The sequence below is a fragment of the Diaphorobacter caeni genome (assembly GCF_015354245.1).
GTDB lineage: Bacteria > Pseudomonadota > Gammaproteobacteria > Burkholderiales > Burkholderiaceae_C > Diaphorobacter_A > Diaphorobacter_A caeni.
Window position 1 is genome coordinate 128,380 of record NZ_JADKYZ010000006.1, and the last position, 22,760, is coordinate 151,139.

21 protein-coding genes are annotated in these 22,760 nt (G+C 62.5%); 11 read left to right on the top strand and 10 right to left on the bottom strand.

Annotation, left to right across the window (positions count from 1 at the left end; translation table 11 throughout):
• Positions 1 to 7: 7 nt before the first annotated feature.
• Positions 8 to 976: a Bug family tripartite tricarboxylate transporter substrate binding protein gene (locus tag ISG32_RS15875; RefSeq protein WP_194772005.1), complete on the bottom strand. Its 969-nt coding sequence runs from the start codon at positions 974 to 976 to the stop codon at positions 8 to 10.
• A gap of 275 nt (positions 977 to 1,251) precedes the next feature.
• On the opposite strand from ISG32_RS15875, the gene ISG32_RS15880 reads away from it, so the two are divergent.
• From ISG32_RS15880 to ISG32_RS15895, 4 genes are all read left to right on the top strand, one after another.
• Positions 1,252 to 2,064: a CoA transferase subunit A gene (locus ISG32_RS15880; RefSeq protein ID WP_228529861.1), complete on the top strand. Its 813-nt coding sequence runs from the start codon at positions 1,252 to 1,254 to the stop codon at positions 2,062 to 2,064.
• Positions 2,061 to 2,819: a CoA-transferase gene (locus tag ISG32_RS15885; protein WP_194772006.1), complete on the top strand. Its 759-nt coding sequence runs from the start codon at positions 2,061 to 2,063 to the stop codon at positions 2,817 to 2,819. The genes ISG32_RS15880 and ISG32_RS15885 overlap by 4 nt, the downstream gene beginning before the upstream one ends.
• Complete coding sequence (locus tag ISG32_RS15890) at positions 2,809 to 3,999, top strand: CaiB/BaiF CoA transferase family protein (RefSeq protein WP_194772007.1); 1,191 nt, start codon at positions 2,809 to 2,811, stop codon at positions 3,997 to 3,999. The genes ISG32_RS15885 and ISG32_RS15890 overlap by 11 nt, the downstream gene beginning before the upstream one ends.
• 69 nt (positions 4,000 to 4,068) lie before the next feature.
• On the top strand, positions 4,069 to 4,944 hold the full coding sequence (locus ISG32_RS15895) for a LysR family transcriptional regulator (protein WP_194772008.1): 876 nt from the start codon (positions 4,069 to 4,071) through the stop codon (positions 4,942 to 4,944).
• Positions 4,945 to 5,017: 73 nt separating this feature from the next.
• Here the strand turns inward: ISG32_RS15895 and gorA are convergent, their stop codons facing one another.
• From gorA to ISG32_RS15930, 7 genes are all read right to left on the bottom strand, one after another.
• On the bottom strand, positions 5,018 to 6,379 hold the full coding sequence (gorA, locus tag ISG32_RS15900; protein WP_194772009.1) for a glutathione-disulfide reductase: 1,362 nt from the start codon (positions 6,377 to 6,379) through the stop codon (positions 5,018 to 5,020).
• Positions 6,376 to 7,035: a glutathione binding-like protein gene (locus ISG32_RS15905; protein ID WP_194772010.1), complete on the bottom strand. Its 660-nt coding sequence runs from the start codon at positions 7,033 to 7,035 to the stop codon at positions 6,376 to 6,378. Before ISG32_RS15905 ends, gorA begins: the two co-directional genes overlap by 4 nt.
• Positions 7,036 to 7,101: 66 nt before the next feature.
• Positions 7,102 to 8,079 (bottom strand): Bug family tripartite tricarboxylate transporter substrate binding protein, encoded by a 978-nt coding sequence (locus ISG32_RS15910; protein WP_194772011.1) that lies wholly within the window; start codon positions 8,077 to 8,079, stop codon positions 7,102 to 7,104.
• Positions 8,080 to 8,332: 253 nt separating this feature from the next.
• The gene (locus ISG32_RS15915) at positions 8,333 to 9,223 is read right to left on the bottom strand and encodes a LysR family transcriptional regulator (RefSeq protein WP_323745944.1); all 891 of its coding nucleotides are present in this window, start codon (positions 9,221 to 9,223) and stop codon (positions 8,333 to 8,335) included.
• A gap of 162 nt (positions 9,224 to 9,385) precedes the next feature.
• Complete coding sequence (locus ISG32_RS15920; RefSeq protein WP_194772012.1) at positions 9,386 to 9,967, bottom strand: cysteine dioxygenase family protein; 582 nt, start codon at positions 9,965 to 9,967, stop codon at positions 9,386 to 9,388.
• Positions 9,968 to 10,016: 49 nt separating this feature from the next.
• Entirely contained in the window at positions 10,017 to 11,213 is a 1,197-nt protein-coding gene (gene acdA / locus ISG32_RS15925) for a 3-sulfinopropanoyl-CoA desulfinase (protein WP_194772013.1), read from the bottom strand.
• Positions 11,214 to 11,270: 57 nt separating this feature from the next.
• Positions 11,271 to 12,464: a CaiB/BaiF CoA transferase family protein gene (locus tag ISG32_RS15930; protein WP_194772014.1), complete on the bottom strand. Its 1,194-nt coding sequence runs from the start codon at positions 12,462 to 12,464 to the stop codon at positions 11,271 to 11,273.
• Positions 12,465 to 12,656: 192 nt separating this feature from the next.
• Between ISG32_RS15930 and ISG32_RS15935 the strand changes: the two genes are divergently transcribed.
• Both ISG32_RS15935 and ISG32_RS15940 read left to right on the top strand, forming a co-directional pair.
• Positions 12,657 to 13,118: a PaaI family thioesterase gene (locus ISG32_RS15935; protein WP_194772015.1), complete on the top strand. Its 462-nt coding sequence runs from the start codon at positions 12,657 to 12,659 to the stop codon at positions 13,116 to 13,118.
• Between the two features lie 173 nt (positions 13,119 to 13,291).
• Positions 13,292 to 13,750: an RcnB family protein gene (locus ISG32_RS15940; protein WP_228529863.1), complete on the top strand. Its 459-nt coding sequence runs from the start codon at positions 13,292 to 13,294 to the stop codon at positions 13,748 to 13,750.
• A gap of 146 nt (positions 13,751 to 13,896) precedes the next feature.
• Here ISG32_RS15940 and ISG32_RS15945 read toward each other — a convergent pair whose 3' ends face one another.
• Positions 13,897 to 14,808, bottom strand: a complete 912-nt coding sequence (locus tag ISG32_RS15945) for a bestrophin family protein (protein ID WP_194772016.1) — start codon at positions 14,806 to 14,808, stop codon at positions 13,897 to 13,899.
• Between the two features lie 239 nt (positions 14,809 to 15,047).
• Positions 15,048 to 16,058, bottom strand: coding sequence for a LysR family transcriptional regulator (locus ISG32_RS15950; protein ID WP_323745945.1), 1,011 nt, complete (start codon positions 16,056 to 16,058; stop codon positions 15,048 to 15,050).
• A gap of 97 nt (positions 16,059 to 16,155) precedes the next feature.
• On the opposite strand from ISG32_RS15950, the gene ISG32_RS15955 reads away from it, so the two are divergent.
• From ISG32_RS15955 to ISG32_RS15975, 5 genes are all read left to right on the top strand, one after another.
• On the top strand, positions 16,156 to 17,487 hold the full coding sequence (locus tag ISG32_RS15955; RefSeq protein ID WP_194772018.1) for a D-serine ammonia-lyase: 1,332 nt from the start codon (positions 16,156 to 16,158) through the stop codon (positions 17,485 to 17,487).
• Positions 17,488 to 17,605: 118 nt separating this feature from the next.
• Complete coding sequence (locus ISG32_RS15960; protein WP_407645071.1) at positions 17,606 to 19,123, top strand: ABC transporter substrate-binding protein; 1,518 nt, start codon at positions 17,606 to 17,608, stop codon at positions 19,121 to 19,123.
• Positions 19,124 to 19,157: 34 nt separating this feature from the next.
• On the top strand, positions 19,158 to 20,099 hold the full coding sequence (locus ISG32_RS15965) for an ABC transporter permease (RefSeq protein WP_194772020.1): 942 nt from the start codon (positions 19,158 to 19,160) through the stop codon (positions 20,097 to 20,099).
• Between the two features lie 11 nt (positions 20,100 to 20,110).
• Entirely contained in the window at positions 20,111 to 21,010 is a 900-nt protein-coding gene (locus ISG32_RS15970) for an ABC transporter permease (protein WP_228529865.1), read from the top strand.
• Between the two features lie 35 nt (positions 21,011 to 21,045).
• The gene (locus ISG32_RS15975) at positions 21,046 to 22,746 is read left to right on the top strand and encodes an ABC transporter ATP-binding protein (protein ID WP_194772021.1); all 1,701 of its coding nucleotides are present in this window, start codon (positions 21,046 to 21,048) and stop codon (positions 22,744 to 22,746) included.
• Positions 22,747 to 22,760: the final 14 nt, after the last annotated feature.

Here is a 22,760-nt window from a genome sequence, read left to right on the forward strand (position 1 = left end):
TGCCGATTCAGCCCACGCTGATGCCTGCACTCTTGGCCACGGCAGCCCAGCGGGACACTTCCGATGTGGTCAGCTGCGCCAGCGTTTCCGGCGTTCCGCCGCCGGTATCTGCGCCGAGGCTCGTCCAGCGGTCTACGAAGGATGCCTTCTGGAATGCCGAGTTGACGGCGGCGTTGATGGTCTGGACGACGGGCGCGGGCGTGTTCTGCGGAAGGTAGATGCCATACCAACTGGTCGCATCGTAGTTGGGCGCGCCGCTTTCGGACACCGTGGGAATCTGCGCCAGATAAGGTGCGCGCTTGGAGGAGGTGACGGCCAGCGCTCGGACGCTGCCAGCCTTGATGTGCTGCAGCGCGGAGGGCATGGTCTCGAACATCACATGCACGTTGCCCGCGATCAGATCGACGATGGCGGGGCCGGAGCCTCGGTAGGGTACGTGCAGCATCTCGGTGCCGGTGACGCTCTTGAAGTACTCGGTCATCATGTGCTGCATGGTGCCGGCGCCGGGAGTCGCGTAGCTGTACTTGTCCGGATGTGCCTTGAGCAAGGCGATCAGCTCGGCGATGTTCTTGACCGGCAAGGCGTTGTTGATGATCACGGCATGGTTCACGCGGCCGAGAAACGCCGCCGGGGTCATCTGCCGAATGTCGTAGCCCAGCTTGGGATAGACGGATTGGGCGATGGCATGGTGGACCGCGCCGAACAATGCCGTGTAGCCGTCGGCCGGAGCCTTGGCGACAATGTCCGCCCCGATGGTTCCGCCCGCTCCACCGCGGTTGTCCACGATGGTGGAGCGACCCAGCTCCTGCGTCAGTTGATCGGCCATCGCGCGCGAGAGGATGTCCACCGTGCCACCCGGGGGGAAGGGCGCGACGAGTTTGATGGGCTGCGCGGGATAGCGCTGCTGGGCCATGACCAGGCTCGTCGGAGCCACTGAGGCACACGCGGCCATTGCCAGAAGTTGTCTGCGATCCATGTTTTTGTGTCTCCTTGCGTTGCTCGTTGATATCGACCGCGCAGGAGACGGTGGCAGTTTCCGGACTTGGCGTCTCGTTTCCTTGGCGATCGGCAGTCGAGCCCTGCGGGTTGAGCGGGGTCGGACATGCTCGAGTCATTCTGGAATGTCGGTAATTCATCCTCAATTGAGTTTTTTTTCAACGCTTGCTTGGTAACGTATCGATCTGGATGCGGGCGTTCGGCATCGTTGCCATCGAAACTCGGATCATTTGAAGCAAAGGTAAAGGAGACAACATGCCACAGACAATGGCACCGATGAGCGTGGATGACATCGCTGCGCAGATCAGCGATGGCTGCCGGCTTGCCATGCCCGTCGACTACGCCGGTGTGCCCATGGCCATCGTTCCCGCGCTGCTGCGCCGCGCGCCGCGCGATCTGGATCTGGTGGGCGTGCCGACGGCCGGGCTGTCGTTCGACATACTGATCGGATCGGGGCTGGTGCGCAGCCTGGAGACCAGTGCGGTCAGTCTGGGCGAGGCGGGTGGCGCGCCGTGCTTCATGCGCGCGATTGCCAACCGGTCGATCCAGATGAAGGACAGCACCTGCCCGGCGATCCACGCAGGTTTGATGGCGGCGCAGAAGGGGTCGCCCTTCACCACCTTGCGTGGACTGATCGGCACGGACGTGCTGCGGCATCGCCAGGATTGGCATGTCATGCAGAACCCGTTCGCGGCGCAGTCCGATCCCGTGGTCGCGATTCCGGCGCTGCATCCCGATGTGTCGGTGTTCCACGCGCCGATGGCCGATCGGGAGGGCAATGTCTGGATTGGCCGCAGGCGTGAACTGGCGGCCATGGCCTATGCCAGCCGCAGGAATTTCGTGACAGTGGAGCGCATCGTGGAGCATCGCCTGCTGGATGACGAGACCACGGCGGCCGGTGTGCTGCCCGCCATTTACGTGGATGGCATCGCCGTGGCGGAGAAGGGCGCGTGGCCCTACGGCCTGTGGGGCGAGTACGCACCGGACACGGCGCAGCTGCAGCGCTACGCCCAGATGGCCAGAACGCAGGAAGGCTTTGAGCAATGGATTGCAGAGGTGTATGCATGAACGAAGTGACTTTGCGTGAGCGTCTGATCGTCACGATCGCCTCGCTGCTCGATGGTGCGCGCCATGTGGCAGTGGGTGCATCGTCCCCGATTCCCGCCGCCGCGGCCATGCTGCTGCGTGCGCAAAAGGAGGCCGCTAACGAGCCGGCGGTGCGGCTGTCCATTCTGGGATCGGTCAAGCACAACCTGTTCACCAACGGCTCGGCAGAGCTGTTCGATTGCGCCGGACAGGGCCGCATCGACGCCTTTTTTCTGGGGGGCGGGCAGATCGATGGACAGGGCAACATCAACCTGGTCGGCATTGGCGACTATCCGCAGACCAAGGTGCGCTGGCCGGGTTCCTTCGGCTCTGCCTATCTCTACTTCACCGTTCCCAAGGTGATCCTGTTTCGCGAAGAGCATTCACCGCGCGTATTTGTCGACAAGGTGGATTTCATCAGCGCGCCGGGCGTGAGCGAGCCGGACGTGTATCGCAAAGGGGGGCCCTATGCCCTGCTGACGGGCATGGCGCTGTTCATGTTCGATCCGTCCAAGGCGCGCTTTCGCCTGTTGCACATGCATCCGGGACACACGCTGGACGAGATCCAGTCCGCGACGGGCTTCGCGTTCGATGTGGACCCGCAACTGAGCGTGACCCCATCGCCCGACGCCGCAACGCTGGCGCTGCTGCGTGGCCGTGTGCTCGATGAGCTTCGCGAAACCTATCCCGACTTCGCACAACAACTGACCAAGGAGATAGCTGCACATGCAGAATGAAAAGATGAAAGCCGGCGCGTTGGCGGGCATCCGCGTGATCGACGCCAGCCGTGTGCTGGGCGGGCCGTTCTGCGGCCAGATTCTGGGGGACCACGGCGCGGACGTGATCAAGGTGGAACCCCCGATGGGGGACGAGACCCGCGCATGGGGCCCGCCGTTCGTGGGTGATGCCGCGAGCTACTTCATCGGCGTGAACCGCAACAAGCGCGATGTGCCCATCGACGTGACGCAGCCGCTTGGGCAGGAACTGCTGCTGCGTCTGCTGGAAGATGCGGACGTGTTCATCGAGAACTTCAAGATCGGCACGCTCGAGAAGTGGGGCCTTGGCGGTGATGAGCTGCGCAAGCGCTTTCCGCGACTGGTGCATTGCCGCATCTCCGGCTTCGGAGCCGATGGCCCCTACGGTGGACAGCCCGGTTATGACGCCGCCGTGCAGGCGATGACGGGCCTGATGAGCGTGAACGGAGAGCCGCAGGGCGAGCCTCTGCGCATGGGGGTTCCGATCATCGACATGGTCACCGGCATGAATGGCGTGATCGGCATTCTGCTGGCGCTGCAGGAGCGCAACCGCAGCGGCGAAGGCCAGTTCGTCGAGGCAACGCTCTACGACTCCGGCGTGTCGATGCTGCATCCGCATCTGCCCAACTATTATCTGAACGCCAAGGTGCCGCAGCGCTCGGGCAACCGCCATCCGAACATCTGCCCTTATGACGCGTTCGAGACCCGCACCGTTCCGCTGTTCCTGGCCGTGGGCAACAACCGCCAGTTCGTGACGCTGTGCAAGGTGCTCGGAAAGCCCGAGCTGGGCACGGATGAGCGTTTCCTGACCAACGCCTCGCGCAACATGAACCGCGATGCGCTGCGCGATGAATTGGTGTCACTGCTGTCCCAGCGCGATGGCCAGCAGGTGTCTCAGGAGCTCGTCGCCGCCGGCGTGCCCTGCGGGCCCGTGCGCACCATCGATCAGGTGGTGGCCGATCCGCACACGCACCATCGCGGCATGATCGTCGACATCGATGACTACCGCGGTACGGGCTCGCCCGTGAAGCTCTCGCGCACGCCCGCTACCTACCGCATCCGCCCGCCCGCGTTCGCGCAGCACACCGACGAGGTGCTCAGCGAACAGGGCATTGATCCGGCGGCCTACGCCAGCGTGTTGCCGCGCAAGCCTGCCGTCTGATTTTCTGCACGGTGTGATGTCCCCGGGCCGTACGGCGTCCGGGGATCGACCCTTTTCCGGAGCTCCTTCATGCTGATCAGATCGCTGCGCTCGTTCTTGGCGCTGCATCGAAATGGAACCATCGTCGCCGCCGCTGAGAAAGTGCATCTTTCCCAGGCCGCCGTCAGCGTTCAGCTCAAGAACATGGAGGATGAGCTGGGCATCGCCTTGTTCGTGCGCACCAAGCGCTCGCTGGAGTTCACATCGGCCGGGCGGCAAATGGTGCCGCTGGCCGAGAAGATGGTCTCGATCTACGAGGAAATGAAGGCGATCAAGGGCGGTGGCCCCATTGGGGGCTTTCTGTCGCTGGGCGTGATCAACAGTGCGCTGGGCGGCGTGCTGCCGCAGTTGCTCAAGGAGATGACGCTGAAGAACCCGGGGCTCGAGGTGAAGATCATGGCCGGCATTTCGGGCGAACTGGTGACGCAGGTGAACCGCGGGACGCTCGACATGGCCATCGTGACTGAGCCGCCGCAGCGCTTTCCCACCAACCTCAGCGTCCACTATCTCTACAGCGAACCCTTCGCGCTGCTCACCCCCGCCGAGGTTCCTTATCAGGATCTGGTGCAGGCCTTCAAGTCGTCCACGCCTTACATCGCGTTCGAGCGCAGCACCTGGGCGGGGCAGCTGATCGACGAGTTTCTGATGAAGCGCGGCGTGATGACCAAGCCGTCGATGGAGCTCAACGCGCTGGACGCGATTGCGGCACTGGTCAGTCAGGGGCTGGGCATTTCCATCGTGCCGCTGATTCGCGGCGCCGCCTGGCACGCCAGTCCCAATCTGCATGTGGTGCGCCTACCCAATTTCGAGCGGCCCGTATCGTTGATCACGCGGGCATCCCATGAGCAGGATGCGCTCACCGCGCTGCTGCTGTCCTCGTTCAGCACGGTGGACTGGAACAGCTGAGGAGGGCGCATGTGACGCGGGAAGGTTGCACTCCCCGGCGTCACGGCATTTCCTGATCGCGTCAACGTCAACGTCAACCGTGGCGACGTGCCGGCTCGCGCATCAGCACGAACTCTTCCGCCGACGTGGGATGCATCGCCATGGTGTTGTCGAAATCGCGCTTGGTGGCACCCGCGCTGATGGCGATGGCCAGACCCTGGATGATTTCCGGTGCATCGGCTCCGAGCATGTGAATGCCGCTCACGCGATCGGTCGTGCGATCGACGATGAGCTTCATGTACGTCCGCTCCTGGCTGCCGACGAAGGCCTTCTTCATGGGGCGGAACTGGCTCACGTAGACGTCGGTCGGCCCGCGTTCCATGGCTTGCGCTTCCGTGAGCCCGATGGTCGCGATGGGCGGGGAGCAGAAGACGGCACTGGCCACGTTGGCGTGATTGGCCTGGATGTGCCGGCCGCCGAATTCGGTGTCCGCAAAGGCCCGGCCTTCTGCAATCGCCACCGGGGTGAGGTTCACGCGATTGGTGACGTCTCCGATGGCCCAGATGCCGGGCGCCGTGGTGCGGCTGTCGGCGTCCACGGGAATGGCTCCCGACGCATCGGTCGCTATGCCCACGCTCTCGAGACCCAGACCCCGGATGTTCGGCTTGCGACCCGTGGCGTTGAGCACGGCGTCGGCCTGCAGTTCCGTGCCATCTTCGAGGCGGAGTGCGAACCCGCCGGCATGCTTCGACAAGGCCTGGGAGCGCGCGCTGGCATGCAGCGTCACGCCCAAGGATTCGAGTGCCTGCGCCGCCTGCGCGCGCAGATCCTCATCGAAGCCGCGCAGTGGCAGATCGGCGCGATAGGCCATCGACACATGCACGCCCAGACGGGCGAGAATCGATGCGAACTCGACGGCAATGTATCCTGCGCCGATCACCAACAGCGACTTCGGCAGCGCACTCAACTGCAGGACGTCGTCGGACGTCCAGGCCTGCTCCAGCCCTGGAATGCCATCGATGGAGGGCGCACCGCCGGTGGCGATCAGAATGCGCTCGGCGCGATAGGTCTCGCCGTTCGCCTCCACCGTGCGCTCTCCGGTGATGCGCGCATGGCCGAGCAGCGTCTGCACACCGGAGTTCGCGAGCATCTGGCGATACACGCCCTCGAGCCGGTTCAGTTCGTTGTCCTTGGCCTGCGTCCAGCGGGCGACGTCGAATTGCGATGTCACCTCGCTCCAGCCGAAGGCGCTGGCCTCGCTGAAGGCGCTGCTCATCTCCGAGGCGTACATCATGAGCTTCTTGGGAATGCAGCCACGCAGCACGCAGGTGCCGCCCACGCGGGTGCCTTCGATCAGCAGCACCTTGGCTCCGTGGCTGGCCGCGCGTCGGGATGCCGCGATGCCGCCGGAGCCTGCGCCGATGACGATGAGATCGAATGTGTTGGCTGCTGTCATGTCTTGATCGCCTCAGTGAGTTCGGGAAGGGCCAGTGCGCGTTGCACGGCAGGGCGCAGGGCAATGCGCTCGCGCCACTCCTTCAGATGAGGGTAGGCGGCGACATCAATGCCCAGCTTTTCCGACAATCGTAGCCAAGGAAAGATCGCCATGTCCGCGATGGAGTATTGCGGGCCTGCGAAGTAGGCGTTGCTTTGCAGATGCCGCTCCATCACGGAATGGATGCGTCGCACTTCAAGTTCGAAGCGTTCGAGCGCGTACGCATCCGGGCTCTCGCCCGCGGGTGCCGAACGGGCGCGTCCCCGAAAGTGGCTGAGCTGTCCCATCATGGGGCCGACGGCACTCATCTGGAACATTAGCCACTGCATGGCGGCCGAGCGCTCGGGAGCGTCCTGCGACAGAAAGCGGCGGTATTTCTCCGCCAGATGAATGAGGATGGCACCGGACTCGAAGATCGTGACCGGATCGGCATCCGGTGCACCACTGTCGATCAGCAGCGGGATCTTGCGGTTGACGCCAAGCGGCGCCATGATGGCGGCGAAGGCTTCTTTGTCGTTGATGTCGGCAGGATGGAGGCGACAGATCGCATCGCATTCCTCCAGCATGATGTGCACCTTGTGCCCGTTGGGTGTGCCCCAGGTATATAAATCCAGCATCTGAAATCGGTGAAGAGAGGGAAGGCGGGTGACGAAGAAAGGGGTGCGCTCGGCACCCCGTCATCGTCAGCTGCCGAAGTCCAGCTTGGCGGTCTTCAGCGCCGAGATGTAGGACTGCAGATCGCTGGTCACGCGCGCGGTCATCTGCTCGGGCGTGGAAGGCATGACTTCGATGTCGAAGCTCTCGATCTTGGCCTTCACATCAGGCATGGCGAGAATCTTGTTCAAGGCCTGGTTGGTCTTCTTGACGATGTCCGCCGGTGTGCCTGCGGGGAAGGCGAAGCCGTACCAGACACCCACTTCGAAGTCGCCTGGCACGCCGGCCTCGGTCATGTTCGGCACATTGGGGAAGGACGGGGAGCGCTTGCGGCCCGTCACCATGAGCGGGCGCAGCTTGCCGGAGTTGACGAAGGGCTTGGTCGCCGTCGTGGTGTCGATGATGTATTCCACTTCCTTGGACAGGATCGCGTTGAGCGCGGGCGAGCTGCCCTTGTAGGGCACATGCACGCCATCGAGCTTGGTCGCGTTCTTGATCATCTCGGCCGCAAAGTAGGTGCCGAAGCAGCAGGACGCGTAGCTGAAGTTGCTGCTCTTCACGCGTGATGCGGCTTCCAGTTCCTTGAAGCTCGTGACCTTCGAGTCCGAGCCGACGGCGAGCAGATAAGGGGACTGGCCGATGGTGCCGATGAATGAGAAATCCGCGATGGGATCCACCGGGAAGTCCTTCTTGACCACCTTGTTGAGCGCGAAGCTGCTGGTGGTGAGACCAATGGTGTAGCCATCTTTTTCCGAACGCGCGACCGACTGCAACGCGATCACCATGTCGCCACCGGGCTTGTTCTGCACGATGACGGGTGTTTCCCATTGCTCGTTGAGCTTTTGCCCGATCAGACGCGCGAGGATGTCCGAAGCGCCTCCTGGCGCGAATGGAACGATCAGGTTGATGGCCTTGCCCTTCTTGGGGAAGTCCTGTGCGGCGACCTGTGTGCCGATGGTGAGAATGCTGGCCGCAATGAGGGCCGCTGACAGAAAAGTGCGCTTCACCAATGTCTCCTTAGATTCTGAACGCATGTTGAACCCGGTGCTTCGCGTTCTTGCCCGATGAGGTGCGCGAAGTCGTTCCGTGATCACAATGTATTGAATGCAGCGAGACCGTTGGCTAGCTTTTCTTGAGGCTGAAACTGGATATTTTTAAAGGATGCAAACGCGTCGCGGATGGCGCGCAATCAGGCGTCAGTTTTCATGTCGCAGGAGGTCTTCTCGTGACTCACCGAATGGCGCGTTGAGCGCCGCTCGGTCAACCGATGCGCGCGGCCTCGTTCCAGAACGCGCGGGCCACTGGCGAGAGTCGGTTGGAGTTCTGGCAGGCCAGCGCGATGTAGCGTTGCGTGGTGGGCGTGAGCGGCTTGTAGACGATGCCGGGTATGGCGTCGGGCAACGCGAGCCGGGCCAGTATCGACACGCCGTGACCGTCCGCGACATACTGCAGTATCGAGGTGATCTGGTGCAGTTCGTGCGCGATGCGCGGCTTGAGATCGTGCTTGAGCAGCAGCCGGTAGATCAGTGGTTTGGATCCTGCGCGGGTGAGCAAAAATGGGTACTCCATCAGCGCGCTCAGCTGCACCACGTCCTCCCGTGCGAGCGGGTGGCCATCGGGCAGAACGGCGACGAGCTCGTCCATGGCGAGTGTCTGTGTCTCCAGTTCGAGTTTGGGCAGCGGGACAACCGCCAGTTCGATGCGGTGCTCCATCAGATCGAGACTGGTCTGTTCCTCTGGCTTTTCGATGATGTGCACATCGACACCGGGATGCTTCAGGCGAAAGGATTTGAGGATCGGAGGAAGCGCCCTGAGCGTGCCGCTGGCACCGAAAGAGCCTATGTAGAGCTGCCCTGTCTTGAGGTCCGCGTCCGAGCGCGCGATGGACTTCATCAGCTGCATCGAGGCGAAGACTTCCTTGGCCAGCGGAAGAATGCGTTCGCCGGCGTAGGTCAGCGGTGCTCCGGGGGCACTGCGGTCGATGAGCTGGGCACCGAGTGCGGATTCCAGGGCACGCAGGGCGTGGCTGGTGGCCGATGGCGACAGGCCCAGCTTGGCGCCTGCGCTGGAGATGCCATCCGACTGCACCAGAGCGAGCAGCAGCTCGAGTTGCTTGAGCGTCGGATAGTCCTGCTTGCCACCCAGATTCACAGTGTCTGTCTCCCTTTGCGTTCACCGATGCAGCACTGCGTGCGTCGCGTTGGTCATCAAGCGCTTCCATGCCATATGGAAGCGCTTGGATGGTACACGATCAACGTCGGACAAAGGCGATGCGCGGCAGGGCGCGCACGATTTCCGGGAGCGCTGTTGGCTTCAGGCGGCCTTCAATTCCGCTTCGTTGGAGTAGCCGGAGATGAAGGGCTTGCGCTCACCGGTTTCCACGACGAACACGTGCCGCGAGATGCGACCGATGTTGCCGCCGTAGACGTGGATGCTGATGGACACGCGGTCCTCGTAGAGATTGGAGACGCGGTGAATGTCGCCAATGGTGGGCGATACGCAGTCCACATCGCCCGGGTTGAGCTGCTCCGAACCCAGCGAGCGCATGCTGTTGCCGTCTTCCGCGTACTCGAACAATTCGCCGACTTCGCATCCGCGCATCATGCCGATCAGAGCCCAGACTGTGTGGTTGTGCACTGGCGTCTTCTGGCCCGGGCCCCAGACGAAGCTCACCACCGAGAAGCGGTCCTGCGGATCCGCATGCAGCAGGTACTGCTGGTAGTACTGGGGATCGGGCTTGGCATAGCGCTCTGGAAGCCAGTCGTCGGTCTCGATCAGCTGCTTGAGCACCGCTCCGCCTTTCTCCAGGATGGTGGGTTCGTCTCCGTGGTGCTGGTCGATCACTTTGGTGAAGTCGGTGATGAATTGCTGGAACTTGGCTGGCATGTCAATCATGGGTGGGTCTCCGTGTTGTTCGAGTGTGAAATGCGCGAGGTCTGTCTGTTCAGGACTTGGCCTGAGCGGCGTATCCATCGCGGGTCTGCGGCAGCTTCATGTTCAGCAGCTTGGAGGCGACCTGCGTGCGCAGGATCTGCGCGGTGCCGCCAGCGATGGTGAACATGCGGGCATCGCGCACATGGCGCTCCATGGGATTGTGGCGTCCGTAGCCCGAAGAACCGTAGAACTGCAGCGCATCGTTGGTGACCTTGTTGGCGGTTTCGGCGGCCATGATCTTGGCGCGTGCGGCCTTGTCGAGGTCCGGGAAATGCTCGCCGCTGGCTGCTGCGTGGCGAAGCATCAGACGCGCCGCCTCCAGTTGGGTGGACATGTCGGCCAGCATCCACTGCAATCCTTGGAATTCGGCGATGGGACGACCGAACTGTTCACGTGTCTTCAGATAGGCCATGCCTTCCTCGAAGGCACCCTGCGCAATGCCCAGAGCCACGGTGCCGGCGCCGACGCGCTGCGCATTGTAGGCGTTCATCAGCGAAGCGAAGCCGCGCTTGAGCCCGCCTGGCGGAACCACCAGCATGGACTTGTGCACACGCAGATTGCGGAACTCCAGATGCGTCTCGGGAATGCCGCGAACGCCCATGGCGTAGAGGCGGCGTCCAATGACCAGCTGGTCGGCCGGAGTGCGGTCACGCACGCAGATGAACGCGCCCACACCCTGGTCCACGCCGTCGTCGAAGACGCGTGCGAAGATGAGATGCAGATTGGACACGCCGCCGCCGGTGATCCAGTATTTTTCGCCGTTGAGGATGTATTCATCGCCCTTGCGATCGGCGCGTGTGGCCATCTCGCTCGCTGCGCTTCCGGCATTGGGCTCGGAGATGCAGATGGCGGGCTTGTCGCCACCCAGCACCAGCTCGGCCGCCATGTTCAGTTGCTCGGGCGTGCCGTAAGTGGCGATCGCACCGATGGCCCCCATGTTGGCTTCCACGGTGATGCGGCCCATGGTCGCGCAGGCCTTGGCCATTTCCTCGACGACGATGACCGCGTCCAGATAGCTGAGGCCCTGGCCGCCCGCGCGCTTGGGAAGCGTCATTCCCATGAAGCCTGCATCGCGCAGCTTGGAAATGTTGTCCCAGGGATATTGCTCGGTGCGGTCCGTCTCGGCGGCCGTCGGCGCAAAGGCCGTCTGTGCAAGCTCACGTGCGCGTGCCTGAAGGTCGAATTGTTCTTTGGTAAGTTCGTACATGAGGAGTCTCCGGAAGAAAGATGAATGGAGTTCTATGAATGGAGTTCTTTGAAAAATTCAGGGCTCGCCGAGCCAATCGCACAGCACGCTTTGCTCGTGTTCGTTCAGGCGCGGGGGAGGGCGTCGGTAGCTCGGCGGCGTGACGGACATCTTCAGCGGATTCGCCAGCAGGCTGATCTCTCCGCCCTCCGCCCAGGCGCAGGGCATGCGCAGTTCGGCGCCGCGTGCAATGACGTGGGGATCGCTGAAGACATCGTCCAGATCGTTCACCGGCCCGCAGGGCACACCCGCCGCTTCGAGCTCCTGCAGCCAATGGCTGCGTGGATGCTTCTTCAGCAGCTCGGCGACCTGATCGACCAGTGCCTCGCGATGGGCGATGCGCTGCACATTGGTGGCGTAACGCGGATCGTCGGCGAGCGCATCGGCCTGCGCCACCTGGCAGAAGCGACGAAACTGCGCGTCGTTGCCGACCGCGAGAATCATCGGCGAGTCTGCGGTGGGGAACACCTGATAGGGCACGATGTTGGGATGTCCGTTGCCCAGCCGGGTCGGCAGTTTGCGCTCGGCCAGATAATTGGTGCCCGCATTGACCAGCCAGGCGATCTGCGTATCCAGCAGCGAGATGTCGATGTGCTGCCCCTGGCCTGTTCTGTCGCGATGCTGCAGCGCCGCCAGCATGCCGACCGTCGCGTACATGCCGGTCATCACATCGGCGATGCCCACGCCCACCTTCATGGGCTCTCCGTTCGGCACGCCGGTCAGGCTCATGATGCCCCCCATGCCCTGGATGAGAAAATCGTAGCCCGGCCTGCTGGCGTAGGGGCCGGTGTGACCGAAGCCCGTGATGGAGCAGTAGATCAGTCGCGGATAGCGTTCGCGCAGCTGTTCGTAGGACAGACCGTATTTGGCCAGGCCGCCAGCCTTGTAGTTCTCGACCAGCACGTCGGCCTTGGCCAGCAGCCGGTGAATGAGTTCCCGGCCTTCTTCGCTCGCGATGTCGATGGCGATGGAGCGCTTGTTGCGGTTTGCCGCGAGATAGTAGGCGCTTTCGTTCGTGGGGCTGCCATCACGATCGGCAATGTAGGGCGGCCCCCACTTGCGGGTATCGTCGCCCTCATCGGGGCGCTCGACCTTGATCACGTCTGCACCCAGATCCCCCAGCAATTGCGTTGCACTGGGACCTGCGAGGATACGAGAGAGATCCAGTATCCGGATTCCGCTCAACGCTCCCTCGTTCGCTTGTTCTGGCATCGTTTGCCGTCCTTCCAACTTCAAGAATGGGCTGTCTGGCAGGCATTCGTCCACGCATCCGCCAGCCATCTTGCTGAAGTATGTTTCCGGCCATCTTCATGCTCAATTGAGTTTTTTTTCAAATCCCCGGTTCTATGCTCTGCTTGGGCCTCCTGTGACGGCCCGCAGCTCAACAAGTGACAGGAGGATGGAATGAAGGCGATTCAGGATTGCTACCCGCCCAAGTACGCACACTGCTACGGTTGTGGACACGGGAATCCGGCGGGGTATCAACTCAAGAGCTACCTGCGCGAAGGAATCTCGCAAGCGCGCTTCACGCCTGGAATGCAATACAGCGGAGGCGTGCCTGGCCACGTGTATGGCGGCATGATCGCGTCGCTGCTGGATTGCCACGGAACCGCCTCCGCTGCGGCATTTGCAGTGCGTGAACGTGGTGCAGCGATCGAGGAGCAAAGCGAACCACCGCGTTTCGTGACGGCATCGCTGAAGGTGGATTTCAAGAACCCGACTCCGCAAGGCGTCGAATTGCTGGTGCGTGGTGAACTGCAGAGCGTGGAAGGGCGCAAGGTGCGCGTGGCGCTCAGCCTGCACGCGGGGGACGTGCTGTGTGCGACCGGTGAAATGCTGGCAATCGAGCTGCGCGCGGAAGCGTGAATGACGGAAAAGCGCGCGATGTCCTGCGCTGCCTCGCAGCTTTCCCCATCCTTGTGATGATGACCGAAACGTCGCCTACAAGAACTATTGCAGGAGTTTACCGAGCAGATACCCAATTGGGCCGCCCTTGGCGCTAGCATTGAATCATCCATTCGAAGTGAGGAAAAAACACAATGCAAGCATCGAAGATCGGTACCTTTCTGGCGACATCGGCTTTCGCGTTCGGGCTGTGCGCGCCCATGGCGAACGCGCAACCGCAGCGCGGTCAGGGGCCGCAGCATGAGCAGCAGCAACAACGATCGGCTCCGCAATCGCGGGATGCCGGCCGCCAGCAATCGCATCAGGCTCCCGTGCGCGCGGCGCCGAAGCCCGCTCCCGCACAGGCTCACAAGGGGCCGCAGCAACATTCGCCGGAGCAGCAGCATGCGCGCGGTGCGGGACCGGATCAGCAGTGGCGTCAGGGTGGGCGTGTGCCGCAGCAGTACCGTGGACACCAATATGTCGTCAATGACTGGCAGCACCATGGACTCAAGAAACCGGGGCGCGGCCAGCAGTGGGTGCAGTATGGTGGCGACTACATGCTCGTGACCATCGCGTCCGGCGTGATCGCGCAGTTGATTCTGGGGCGCTGAAGAGACGAACGAGGCCGCGCTTGCGCGGCAGGAACCAAGGCGGAGCATGCTCCGCCTTTTTTGTTTTTTCCGGCGCGCTCCCTGACTGATTTCAGGGGCGCGTCCCTTCACTGCATCATCGCATCACTGCATGCCGCATCCGGGCTTCACAGCAGCACGAAATCCTTGACCTCGGGTTTCGCCGTTCTGGGCTTTTCGTTCACCATTTCGAGCAGTGAAGTCTCGATCATGTGCGCCATCGCATTGAGTGCGAGGTCGTTGGGCGCGGTGCCGAACGGGTCTTCGATTTCCGCGCCCAGCGCCTCGAGCGCGAAGAAGGTGTAGGCGATGAAGCACACGATCACCGGCGTCATGGTGCCGATGGCGTCCAGCAGGCCGAACGGCAACCAGAAGCAGTAGAGATAGATGCTGCGGTGAACGATGACCGAGTAGGTGAACGGAATGGGCGTGCTCGCAATGCGCTCGCAGCCGCCGATGGCCGCGGTCAACACTTCAAGTGGCCGCTCGAACGATGTCTCCATCACCGGCTGGATGTTGCCATCGCGCAGACGTTCTCCGAGCCATTCGCCGACCAGAAGCAGCGTCATGTTGGCGGGAAAGGCGGAGTTCGCCACGCGTTCGCATTCAGCCGGAGGCAGGAATTTCTCCAGATCGGCACGCGCATCGGTGCGACGCAGCTGGTGCTTCATGGCATGCGGGAAGGCGCACAGCCGGTTGATCAGCGTGGCGGTGTGCTGTTGATCTTTGGTGAGCGTGAGCGCTTGCCGGATCAGCGTGCGCGAGCCATTGAGCACCGTGCCCCAGAGCGTTCGGGCCTCCCAGTAGCGTGCGTAGGAGGTGCTGTTGCGAAACCCCAGAAAGATCGCCAGCGTCAAGCCGATCAACGAGAAAGGGACAAAGTTCAGCGACACCTTCCAGCTCAGAATGGAACCATGCAACCAGGTGACGAGAATGGCGAAAGCAGTTGCGGCGATCAGCTGAGGAGCGATCTTGGGGAGCACCGAGCCGCGCAATACGAACAGCATGCGCAGCCAATGCAAATTGGGACGAACGATCATGGTGGCCGAGATTGTCTTTCAATCTGCGGTCGAAAAGCCTGACATCACGTCATTTCTGATTACGTAAGTGTGAATAGTCACTTACGCATGGGTCGTGCGTTGGGTGAGAAGGTACTTCGGATGGCGCTTGAAATGGAGCTTCATATCGGTGGAGCGTTCGTGGCATAAGGGGTTCGGCATCAAATGCCGCAGTCGTCATCGGCAGTGGCGCCCGCGGTGAACCCCGCATGCGATGGTCTTCAAGATGAAAGCGTCTGCACATCCAAGCGTTCCAGCAGATCATCGCGGTCTGCGGTGAACTGCTCGCCTGCGCTGTGCAGCCAATCTCGCAGATGCGCGTTCGTTCCCGTGGGCTCATTCCTGAAGATGAAGTGGTAGTGCGCCTTTGATGGCACGGCGAAGGCCAAGGGAAAGGGCACCACCAGCCGCCCGCTGACCAGTTCGTCGTAGACCAGCGCGAGTCGTCCCATGGCGATGCCCTGACCGCTGAGGGCTGCAACGATGGCGAGCTGCGACAGGTTGAAGTGCACGCCGCTGTGCTTGGGCGGTGTCTCTCCCATGCCTTCAAGCCAGGTGTCCCATTCGACCGTGGCCGGTGCGTTGTGCCACGCGCTTGCGTCGTGCAGCATCGCGTCGGTGGGGATGTCCTGCACGCTTTGGATTTCTGGGTGGCGTCTCAGAAAGTCCGGTGATGCCACGGGCACCAGCAGTTCGTCGAGAAAGCGGTCCGCATGCAGGTCGAAATAGTGGCCGGGGTCGAAGCGTATGCCGACCTGAATGCCGCTCACGCTCATGCCGAAGCGGTCGAGGCTGTGAAACTCGCCGTAGATCCGCACCGACATGCCCGATTGCTCGCGCAGCAGATCGCCCACGCGCGGCGTGAGCCACAGCATGGCGAAGGACGGAGAGCAACTCAGATTCAGCGGCACGTCCTTGCGCGAATGGGTTTGGCGCAGCTTGTCCACGGCCTGGTTGAGTGATTGAAACGCCTGCCCCGAGACCAGCGAGAGGCGAGCTCCCTCGCGCGTGAGTGAAAGCGTCTTCCCCCCGCGATGCAGCAGGGTGATGCCAAGGTACTCCTCGAGCTTCTTGACCTGCTGGCTGATGGAGCCCTGAGTGACATGCAGCTCTCGCGCCGCGATGGTGAAGCTGCCATTTCGGGCCACTGCATCAAAGCATCGGAGCCAGGTGAGGAGTGAGGGAGAAAGTGTGTTTTTCATTAGTTTTACTAATGCATGGATTGACAGCATTGACTTGCCATCGATAGAGGCAGTCCACAGAATGAACCTACTCGCAACATCTGGCAAAGCAGCACAAGGTGCCTTGTTTTTATAGGGGAAATCACTGATGCAGGGTCATTCGAATATCGGCTTGAGTCAAGCGCCTGCGCTTTGGATCAATCCGGAATATGGCGGTCAAGCACAGGAGGTTGAAGTTGGAAATATTACTATCAATGATGTGCTTGCGGCGGAGCAGCGCCTGGCCCGATTTGCGCCGCTGCTGAAAAAGCTGTTCCCTGAACTCGACAAGAGCGCAGGCATCGTCGAATCCCCATTGCTGTCACTCTCCGCTGACGTCATCGCGCCGGGCGCGGATGAGTACGGTACGTTCTGGGTGAAGGCGGACCATCAGCTCGCCGTCGCCGGATCGGTGAAGGCGCGGGGTGGTTTCCATGAGGTGCTTGAGTTCACCGAGAAGATTGCGCGGGAGCGTGGGCTGCTCAAGGATGACGATGGATATGAGCAGCTGGCGTCGGCGACGGCGCGTGAATGCTTTGCCCAATATGAGGTTGCCGTGGGTTCGACTGGCAACCTCGGCATGAGCATCGGCATCATGTCCGCCGCTTTGGGCTTCAGGGCCAGCGTCCACATGTCCGCTGAAGCCAAGGAGTGGAAGAAGCGCCTGCTGCGAAGCCATGGCGTGACCGTGCATGAGTATCCCGGCGACTACGCGCAAGCAGTGGCCACCGGACGTGATCTGGCGCGTGAGAATCCGTTTTCGCATTTTGTGGATGACGAGAAGTCGCCATCGCTGTTCTGCGGTTATGCGGTCGCAGCGCTGCGGCTTCAGCGGCAACTGCTGGACCTGAACGTGCGCGTGGATCGCGAGCATCCGCTGTTTGTCTACATTCCCTGCGGTGTCGGCGGTGCGCCGGGTGGGGTCTGCTATGGCCTGAAGCACGTGTTCGGAGAACATGTGCATTGCTTCTTCGTCGAGCCCGAGGATTCCTCGTGCTTTCTGGTGCGCATGCAGAACCCGGACGTGGAGGGCATCAGCATCTACGACGCAGGCCAGCACAACCGCACGATTGCCGATGGCCTCGCCGTGCCGCAGGCTTCGGAGCTGGTCTATTCGATGATGCGCACGCGTCTGGCAGGCATGGTTGTTGCATCCGATGAGCGCATGGTGATGGATCTGTGGCGCTTGAAGAGCATGGCCGATCTGAAGGTCGAGCCTTCCGCCGCAGCCGCCGTGAGCGGTCCTCGCGCGCTGCTGGGCTCCAAGGAGGGACAGCAGTATCTGCGCTCCACCGGACTCGATGCGTTCATGCCAACGGCCAACCATATCGTATGGACCACCGGCGGAGCCCTGATGCCAGCCGACGAATTCGACCGTCTGTTCGTTCAAGGACAGGCGCTTTCCAGCGCGCTCGATGCCGGACGGATCTCTGCGGCATGACGGCCGATGCGACCGCGAACCACGCCATTTTTTCAACCAGGAGGATGAGACCATGACCCGAGCTTTCCATCACTTGAGCAAGGCCGCCATCGCGGTGTCCTTGGTGACCTGCGGACTGATGTCCGTGGCGCAGACCAAGACCACGATCAACGCCGTGATGCACTCGCCCCTGCGCGTGCTGGATCCGATCATCACCACGGCGCACATCACGCGCAACCATGGCTACATGATCTACGACACCTTGCTCGCGACCGACAAGGACAGCAAGATCCGCCCCCAGATGGTGCAGGAGTGGAAGGCCTCGGATGATGGACGCACTTACACCTTCAAGCTGCGTGACGGCCTGAAGTGGCATGACGGTGGCGCGGTGACGGCGGAGGATTGCGTCGCTTCCATCAAGCGCTGGGCAACGCAGGACAAGATGGGCCAGCTGCTGACCAGCGAGATGGCGGGCATGAAGGTGGTTGACGCTTCGACCTTCCAGATTTCCATGAAGGAGCCGAGCGATCTGGCCGTGCGTGCGTTGGCCAAGCCCAGCGGCGTGGTGCCGTTCATGATGCCCAAGCGCATCGCCGACACGCCGCCCACGCAGGCGATCACGCAGTACATCGGCTCCGGCCCGTTCAAGATGGTCACGGCGGAATTCAAGCCCGGCGTGCAGGTGGTCTACGAGAAGAACGCCGATTACGTTCCGCGTGCGGAGCCCGCAAGCGGCCTCGCCGGTGGCAAGAAGGTGCTGGTGGACCGCGTGAAGTGGATCGCCACCCCCGACTCGATGACCTCGGTGAACGCCTTGGCCAACGGAGAGATCGATTACCTCGAGCAGCTGCCGTTCGATCTGGAGCCCATCGTTAACGCCAACAAGGACATCGCCATCAAGGTGCTGGACCCGCAGGGCTACCAGACCGTCATGCGCATGAACCATCTGCATGCGCCGTTCAACAACAAGAAGATCCGGCAGGCGGCCATGTACGCCGTGGGCCAGGAGCCCGTGCTGCATGCCGTGATCGGCAACCCCAAGTACTACAAGACCTGCGCGGCGCTGTTCGGCTGCGAGGGGCCTTATGCAAGTCAGGAAGGGGCGGACGTCACCCTCAAGGCCAACGTGAAGAAGGCGCAGGAGCTGCTGAAGGAGGCTGGTTATGACGGTACGCCCGTCGTGATTCTGCAGCCCACCGACACGCCCTCGGTGAACTCGCAGCCGGTGGTGATTGGCCAGGCGCTGCGCGCTGCAGGCTTCAAGGTCGACATGCAGGCGATGGACTGGCAGACGGTGGTGACCCGCCGCGCCGTGCAGTCCGCGCCGAAGGAAGGCGGCTGGAACATCTTCGCCACCAACAACGTGATGGCCGAGGCATCCGATCCGCTGCGCGCGTTCGGCGTGGCCGCCAACGGCAAGGGTGCATGGTTCGGCTGGCCCGATGTGCCCGAGATCGAACGCCTGCGCGTCGCGTTCTCGCGCACTCCGGACGAAGCCAAGCGCAAGGAACTGACAGGCCAGATCCAGAAGCTGGTGATCGACGAAGGCGTGCTGCTGCCCATGGGCCAGTACTACGTGCCGGCGGCTTATCGCAAGAACCTGAGCGGCATGCTCGAGTCTCCGGTGCCGGTGTTCTGGAACGTCCAGAAGAAGTAAGCCCAGTCTTCAGCATCAGAGAGAGTCAACCGTCATGTTCGCGTTCATACTGAAACGTATGGCAGCCGCGCTGCCAGTGATGGCTGTGGTGGCAGCCGTCGTCTTCGCCATCCTCCGGCTCACGCCGGGGGATCCTGCCGCGATTCTGGCGGGTGACTCCGCGACGCCCGAGCAGCTCGACGCCATCCGCAAGAACCTGGGGCTCGACGAGCCCATCTACATGCAGTTCCTGCACTGGATCGGTCAGCTGCTGCAGGGCGACTTCGGCACCTCGCTGCTGTCGGGGACGCCCGTGGCCGAGATGATCGGGCAGCGCATGGGGCCGTCGATTGCGTTGTGCATCAGCACCATCATCGTCGCCATCGTGGTGGCCATTCCTCTGGGCGTGCTCGCGGCGTGGCGTCAGGGCAAACTGCTTGATCGCATGGTGATGGCCGCGTCGGTGCTGGGTTTTTCGATACCGGTGTTCGTCACGGGCTATGTGCTGATCCTCACGTTCTCTCTGGGGCTTGGCTGGTTTCCGGTCCAGGGCTACAAGCCGCTGGAAGAGGGCCTGTGGCCGTTCCTGCGCTCCATCACCTTGCCGACGCTTGCGCTGAGCACGGTCTACATCGCGCTCATCGCTCGCATCACGCGCACCAGCGTGATCGAGGTGATGAACGAGGACTTCATCCGCACCGCGCGTGCCAAGGGCCTCGGTGAACGCGCCGTGCTGCTGGGGCATGCGCTGCGCAATGCGGCGGTTCCCATCGTCACCATCATCGGCGTGGGCATCGCCATGCTGATCGGCGGGGTGGTGGTCACCGAATCGGTGTTCAACCTTCCGGGGCTGGGCCGTCTGGTGGTGGAGGCCGTTCTTGCTCGTGACTACCCCGTCATTCAGGGGCTGATCCTGCTGTTCGCACTGGTCTATGTGCTGATCAATCTGGTGGTGGACGTGTCCTACACCGTGTTCGATCCACGGATTCGTTACTGAGGTTCTTCAGCATGTCCCAACTATCCATGTCCCCCGCTGCAACACCGGAAACGCCGGCCGAAGCCACGGTTTCACCCACGCGCGCGCACCTCGTCGCCACGCTCAAGAGCTGGCCGGTGATGCTGTCCCTGCTGGTGCTGACGGCGCTGGTTCTCATCGCCATCTGCGCGCCGCTGCTCACGTCCTCCGACCCCACGGCCATCAACCCGGCTCAGCGTCTCAAGCCCATCACGGCGGAGCACTGGCTTGGGACGGATGCCTATGGGCGCGATGTCTACACCCGCATTCTGTATGGCGCGCGCGTCTCGCTGCTGGTGGGGCTGGGCGTGGCGGCGTTCAGTCTCGTCATCGGTTTGTTCGTGGGCGTGCTGGCGGGATACTTCCGCTGGGTCGATGCCATCGTCATGCGCGTCATGGACGGGCTGATGGCGATCCCCGGCATTCTGCTGGCGATTGCGCTGGTGTCGCTGTCGGGTTCGAGCCTGCTCACGGTGCTCATCGCGATCACGGTGCCCGAAGTGCCGCGCGTGGTGCGTCTGGTGCGCGGCGTGATTCTGAGCGTGCGCAACGAGTCCTATGTGGAGGCCGCGCAGACGCTCGGCACGCCGCTGCCGACGCTGATGATGCGCCATCTCGTGCCCAACACCATCGCACCGCTGATCGTGCAGTGCACCTACATCTTCGCATCCGCCATCCTGACCGAGGCGATCCTGAGTTTCCTGGGTGCGGGCGTGCCTCCGGAGACATCGTCCTGGGGCAACATCATGGCCGAAGGGCGAGCCTACTTTCAGCTCATTCCCGGGTTGGTGCTGTACCCCGGCGTGCTGCTTTCTCTCACCGTGCTGAGCGTGAATCTGCTGGGCGATGCCCTGCGTGATTCGCTTGACCCGCGCATGGCCAAGCGCATGTGAATGCGTTCAGTTCAAGGGATATCAAGGGTATGGCAATGAATACGCAAGAACAAAAAAGCAGCGAAGCAAGCAGCGAAGTGGTTCTCTCCGTCAAGGATCTGAACATCCGGCTCAAGGGCGGCGACGATGCGGCAGGACAGCCCAGGCTGTTGGTGCGCGATCTCGGCTTGCAGGTGCGCGCCGGAGAGACGCTGTGCATCGTCGGTGAATCCGGCTCGGGAAAGTCGCTGACCTCGCTGGCCATCATGGGGCTGCTTCCTGCCGAGAGCCTGCAGGTGTCCTCGGGCGAGATCGATCTCGAAGGCCGCAAGCTTCTGCAGCTCAATGCCGGGCAGATGCGCGCTCTGCGTGCATCGCAGCTGGCGATGGTGTTCCAGGAGCCGATGACCGCGTTGAATCCGGTGCATCGCGTGGGCAAGCAGATCGAGGAAGTGCTCAAACTGCACACCAGCATGAACGGCGCGCAGCGTCGCGCGCGGGTGCTCGAGATGCTGGAGGCCGTGCACCTGCCGGACATCCGGCGCATCTACGACTCGTTCCCGCATCAGTTGTCGGGTGGCCAGCGCCAGCGCATCGTGATCGCGATGGCACTCATCCTGAAGCCGCGTCTGTTGATCGCCGATGAGCCGACGACGGCGCTGGACGTCACCACACAAAAGCAGATTCTGGCGCTCATCAGGGAACTGCAGCAAAAGCACGGTACGGCCGTGGTCTTCATCACGCATGACTTCGGCGTGGTCGCGGAAATCGCCGACCGCATTCTGGTCATGAACCAAGGCAAGGTGGTCGAGACCGGCACGCGCGAGCAGATTCTCGCGGCTCCGAAGGAGGAATACACGCGCATGCTGGTGTCCTCCGTGCCCAGCCTCGTGCCCCATTCGCGCGCACAGCCCGAGGCCGAGGCCGTGCTTGAGGTCAACGCGCTGGAGAAGATCTACCCCAAGGCCAGAGGTTTTTTGCGCAAGCCCGAGCAGGTGCATGCGGCCAGCGATGTGGCGCTGACTCTGAAACGCGGCGAGATTCTCGGCATCGTGGGTGAATCGGGTTCCGGAAAGTCGACGGTCGCGCGCTGCATCGTGCGGCTCATCGATCCCAGTTCCGGCGAGATCCGGCTCAAGGGCGACGACATCACGACGCTTGGCCGCCGTGCCCTGCTGCCGCTGCGCAAGCGCATCCAGATCGTTTTTCAGGACCCGTACCGCAGCCTGAACCCGCGTCGCCGCATCGGCGATTCGGTGATCGAAGGCCTTGTCAACTACGGCATGCCGCGCGAGCAGGCGCTCGAAAAAGCCCGTCAGGCCATGGACATGGTGGGGCTTCCGAGGCAATCGCTGGAGCGTTATCCGCATCAGTTTTCCGGCGGTCAGCGGCAACGCATCTGCATCGCGCGCGCGCTGGTCATGGAGCCGGATGTGCTGGTGGCCGACGAGGCGGTGTCGGCGCTCGACGTGTCGGTGCAGGCGCAGGTGCTCGGGTTGCTCGAAGAGGTGCGATCGCGCGTTGGCGTGGGCGTGCTGTTCATCACCCATGACCTGCGCGTGGCGGCGCAGATCTGCGACTCCATCATCGTGATGAAGAGCGGGCGCATCGTCGAGTCCGGCAGCGTGCAGCAGGTGCTCGGCAAGCCCGAGCATGCCTACACGCAGGCCCTGATCGACGCGGCGCCGGGCAGGCACTGGGACTTTCAGAACTTCCGCTCGTTCGAGCCCGCAGCGCAAGCGGCGCTGGCTCATTGATTGATCGTTTCCGT

Coding starts and splice junctions, on each gene's coding strand:
- ISG32_RS15875 (WP_194772005.1), bottom strand. CDS start 976: ATGGATCGCAGACAACTTCTGGCAATGGCCGCGTGTGCCTCAGTGGCT.
- ISG32_RS15880 (WP_228529861.1), top strand. CDS start 1,252: ATGCCACAGACAATGGCACCGATGAGCGTGGATGACATCGCTGCGCAG.
- ISG32_RS15885 (WP_194772006.1), top strand. CDS start 2,061: ATGAACGAAGTGACTTTGCGTGAGCGTCTGATCGTCACGATCGCCTCG.
- ISG32_RS15890 (WP_194772007.1), top strand. CDS start 2,809: ATGCAGAATGAAAAGATGAAAGCCGGCGCGTTGGCGGGCATCCGCGTG.
- ISG32_RS15895 (WP_194772008.1), top strand. CDS start 4,069: ATGCTGATCAGATCGCTGCGCTCGTTCTTGGCGCTGCATCGAAATGGA.
- gorA (WP_194772009.1), bottom strand. CDS start 6,379: ATGACAGCAGCCAACACATTCGATCTCATCGTCATCGGCGCAGGCTCC.
- ISG32_RS15905 (WP_194772010.1), bottom strand. CDS start 7,035: ATGCTGGATTTATATACCTGGGGCACACCCAACGGGCACAAGGTGCAC.
- ISG32_RS15920 (WP_194772012.1), bottom strand. CDS start 9,967: ATGATTGACATGCCAGCCAAGTTCCAGCAATTCATCACCGACTTCACC.
- acdA (WP_194772013.1), bottom strand. CDS start 11,213: ATGTACGAACTTACCAAAGAACAATTCGACCTTCAGGCACGCGCACGT.
- ISG32_RS15930 (WP_194772014.1), bottom strand. CDS start 12,464: ATGCCAGAACAAGCGAACGAGGGAGCGTTGAGCGGAATCCGGATACTG.
- ISG32_RS15935 (WP_194772015.1), top strand. CDS start 12,657: ATGAAGGCGATTCAGGATTGCTACCCGCCCAAGTACGCACACTGCTAC.
- ISG32_RS15940 (WP_228529863.1), top strand. CDS start 13,292: ATGCAAGCATCGAAGATCGGTACCTTTCTGGCGACATCGGCTTTCGCG.
- ISG32_RS15945 (WP_194772016.1), bottom strand. CDS start 14,808: ATGATCGTTCGTCCCAATTTGCATTGGCTGCGCATGCTGTTCGTATTG.
- ISG32_RS15950 (WP_323745945.1), bottom strand. CDS start 16,058: ATGCTGTCAATCCATGCATTAGTAAAACTAATGAAAAACACACTTTCT.
- ISG32_RS15955 (WP_194772018.1), top strand. CDS start 16,156: ATGCAGGGTCATTCGAATATCGGCTTGAGTCAAGCGCCTGCGCTTTGG.
- ISG32_RS15960 (WP_407645071.1), top strand. CDS start 17,606: ATGTCCGTGGCGCAGACCAAGACCACGATCAACGCCGTGATGCACTCG.
- ISG32_RS15965 (WP_194772020.1), top strand. CDS start 19,158: ATGTTCGCGTTCATACTGAAACGTATGGCAGCCGCGCTGCCAGTGATG.
- ISG32_RS15970 (WP_228529865.1), top strand. CDS start 20,111: ATGTCCCAACTATCCATGTCCCCCGCTGCAACACCGGAAACGCCGGCC.
- ISG32_RS15975 (WP_194772021.1), top strand. CDS start 21,046: ATGAATACGCAAGAACAAAAAAGCAGCGAAGCAAGCAGCGAAGTGGTT.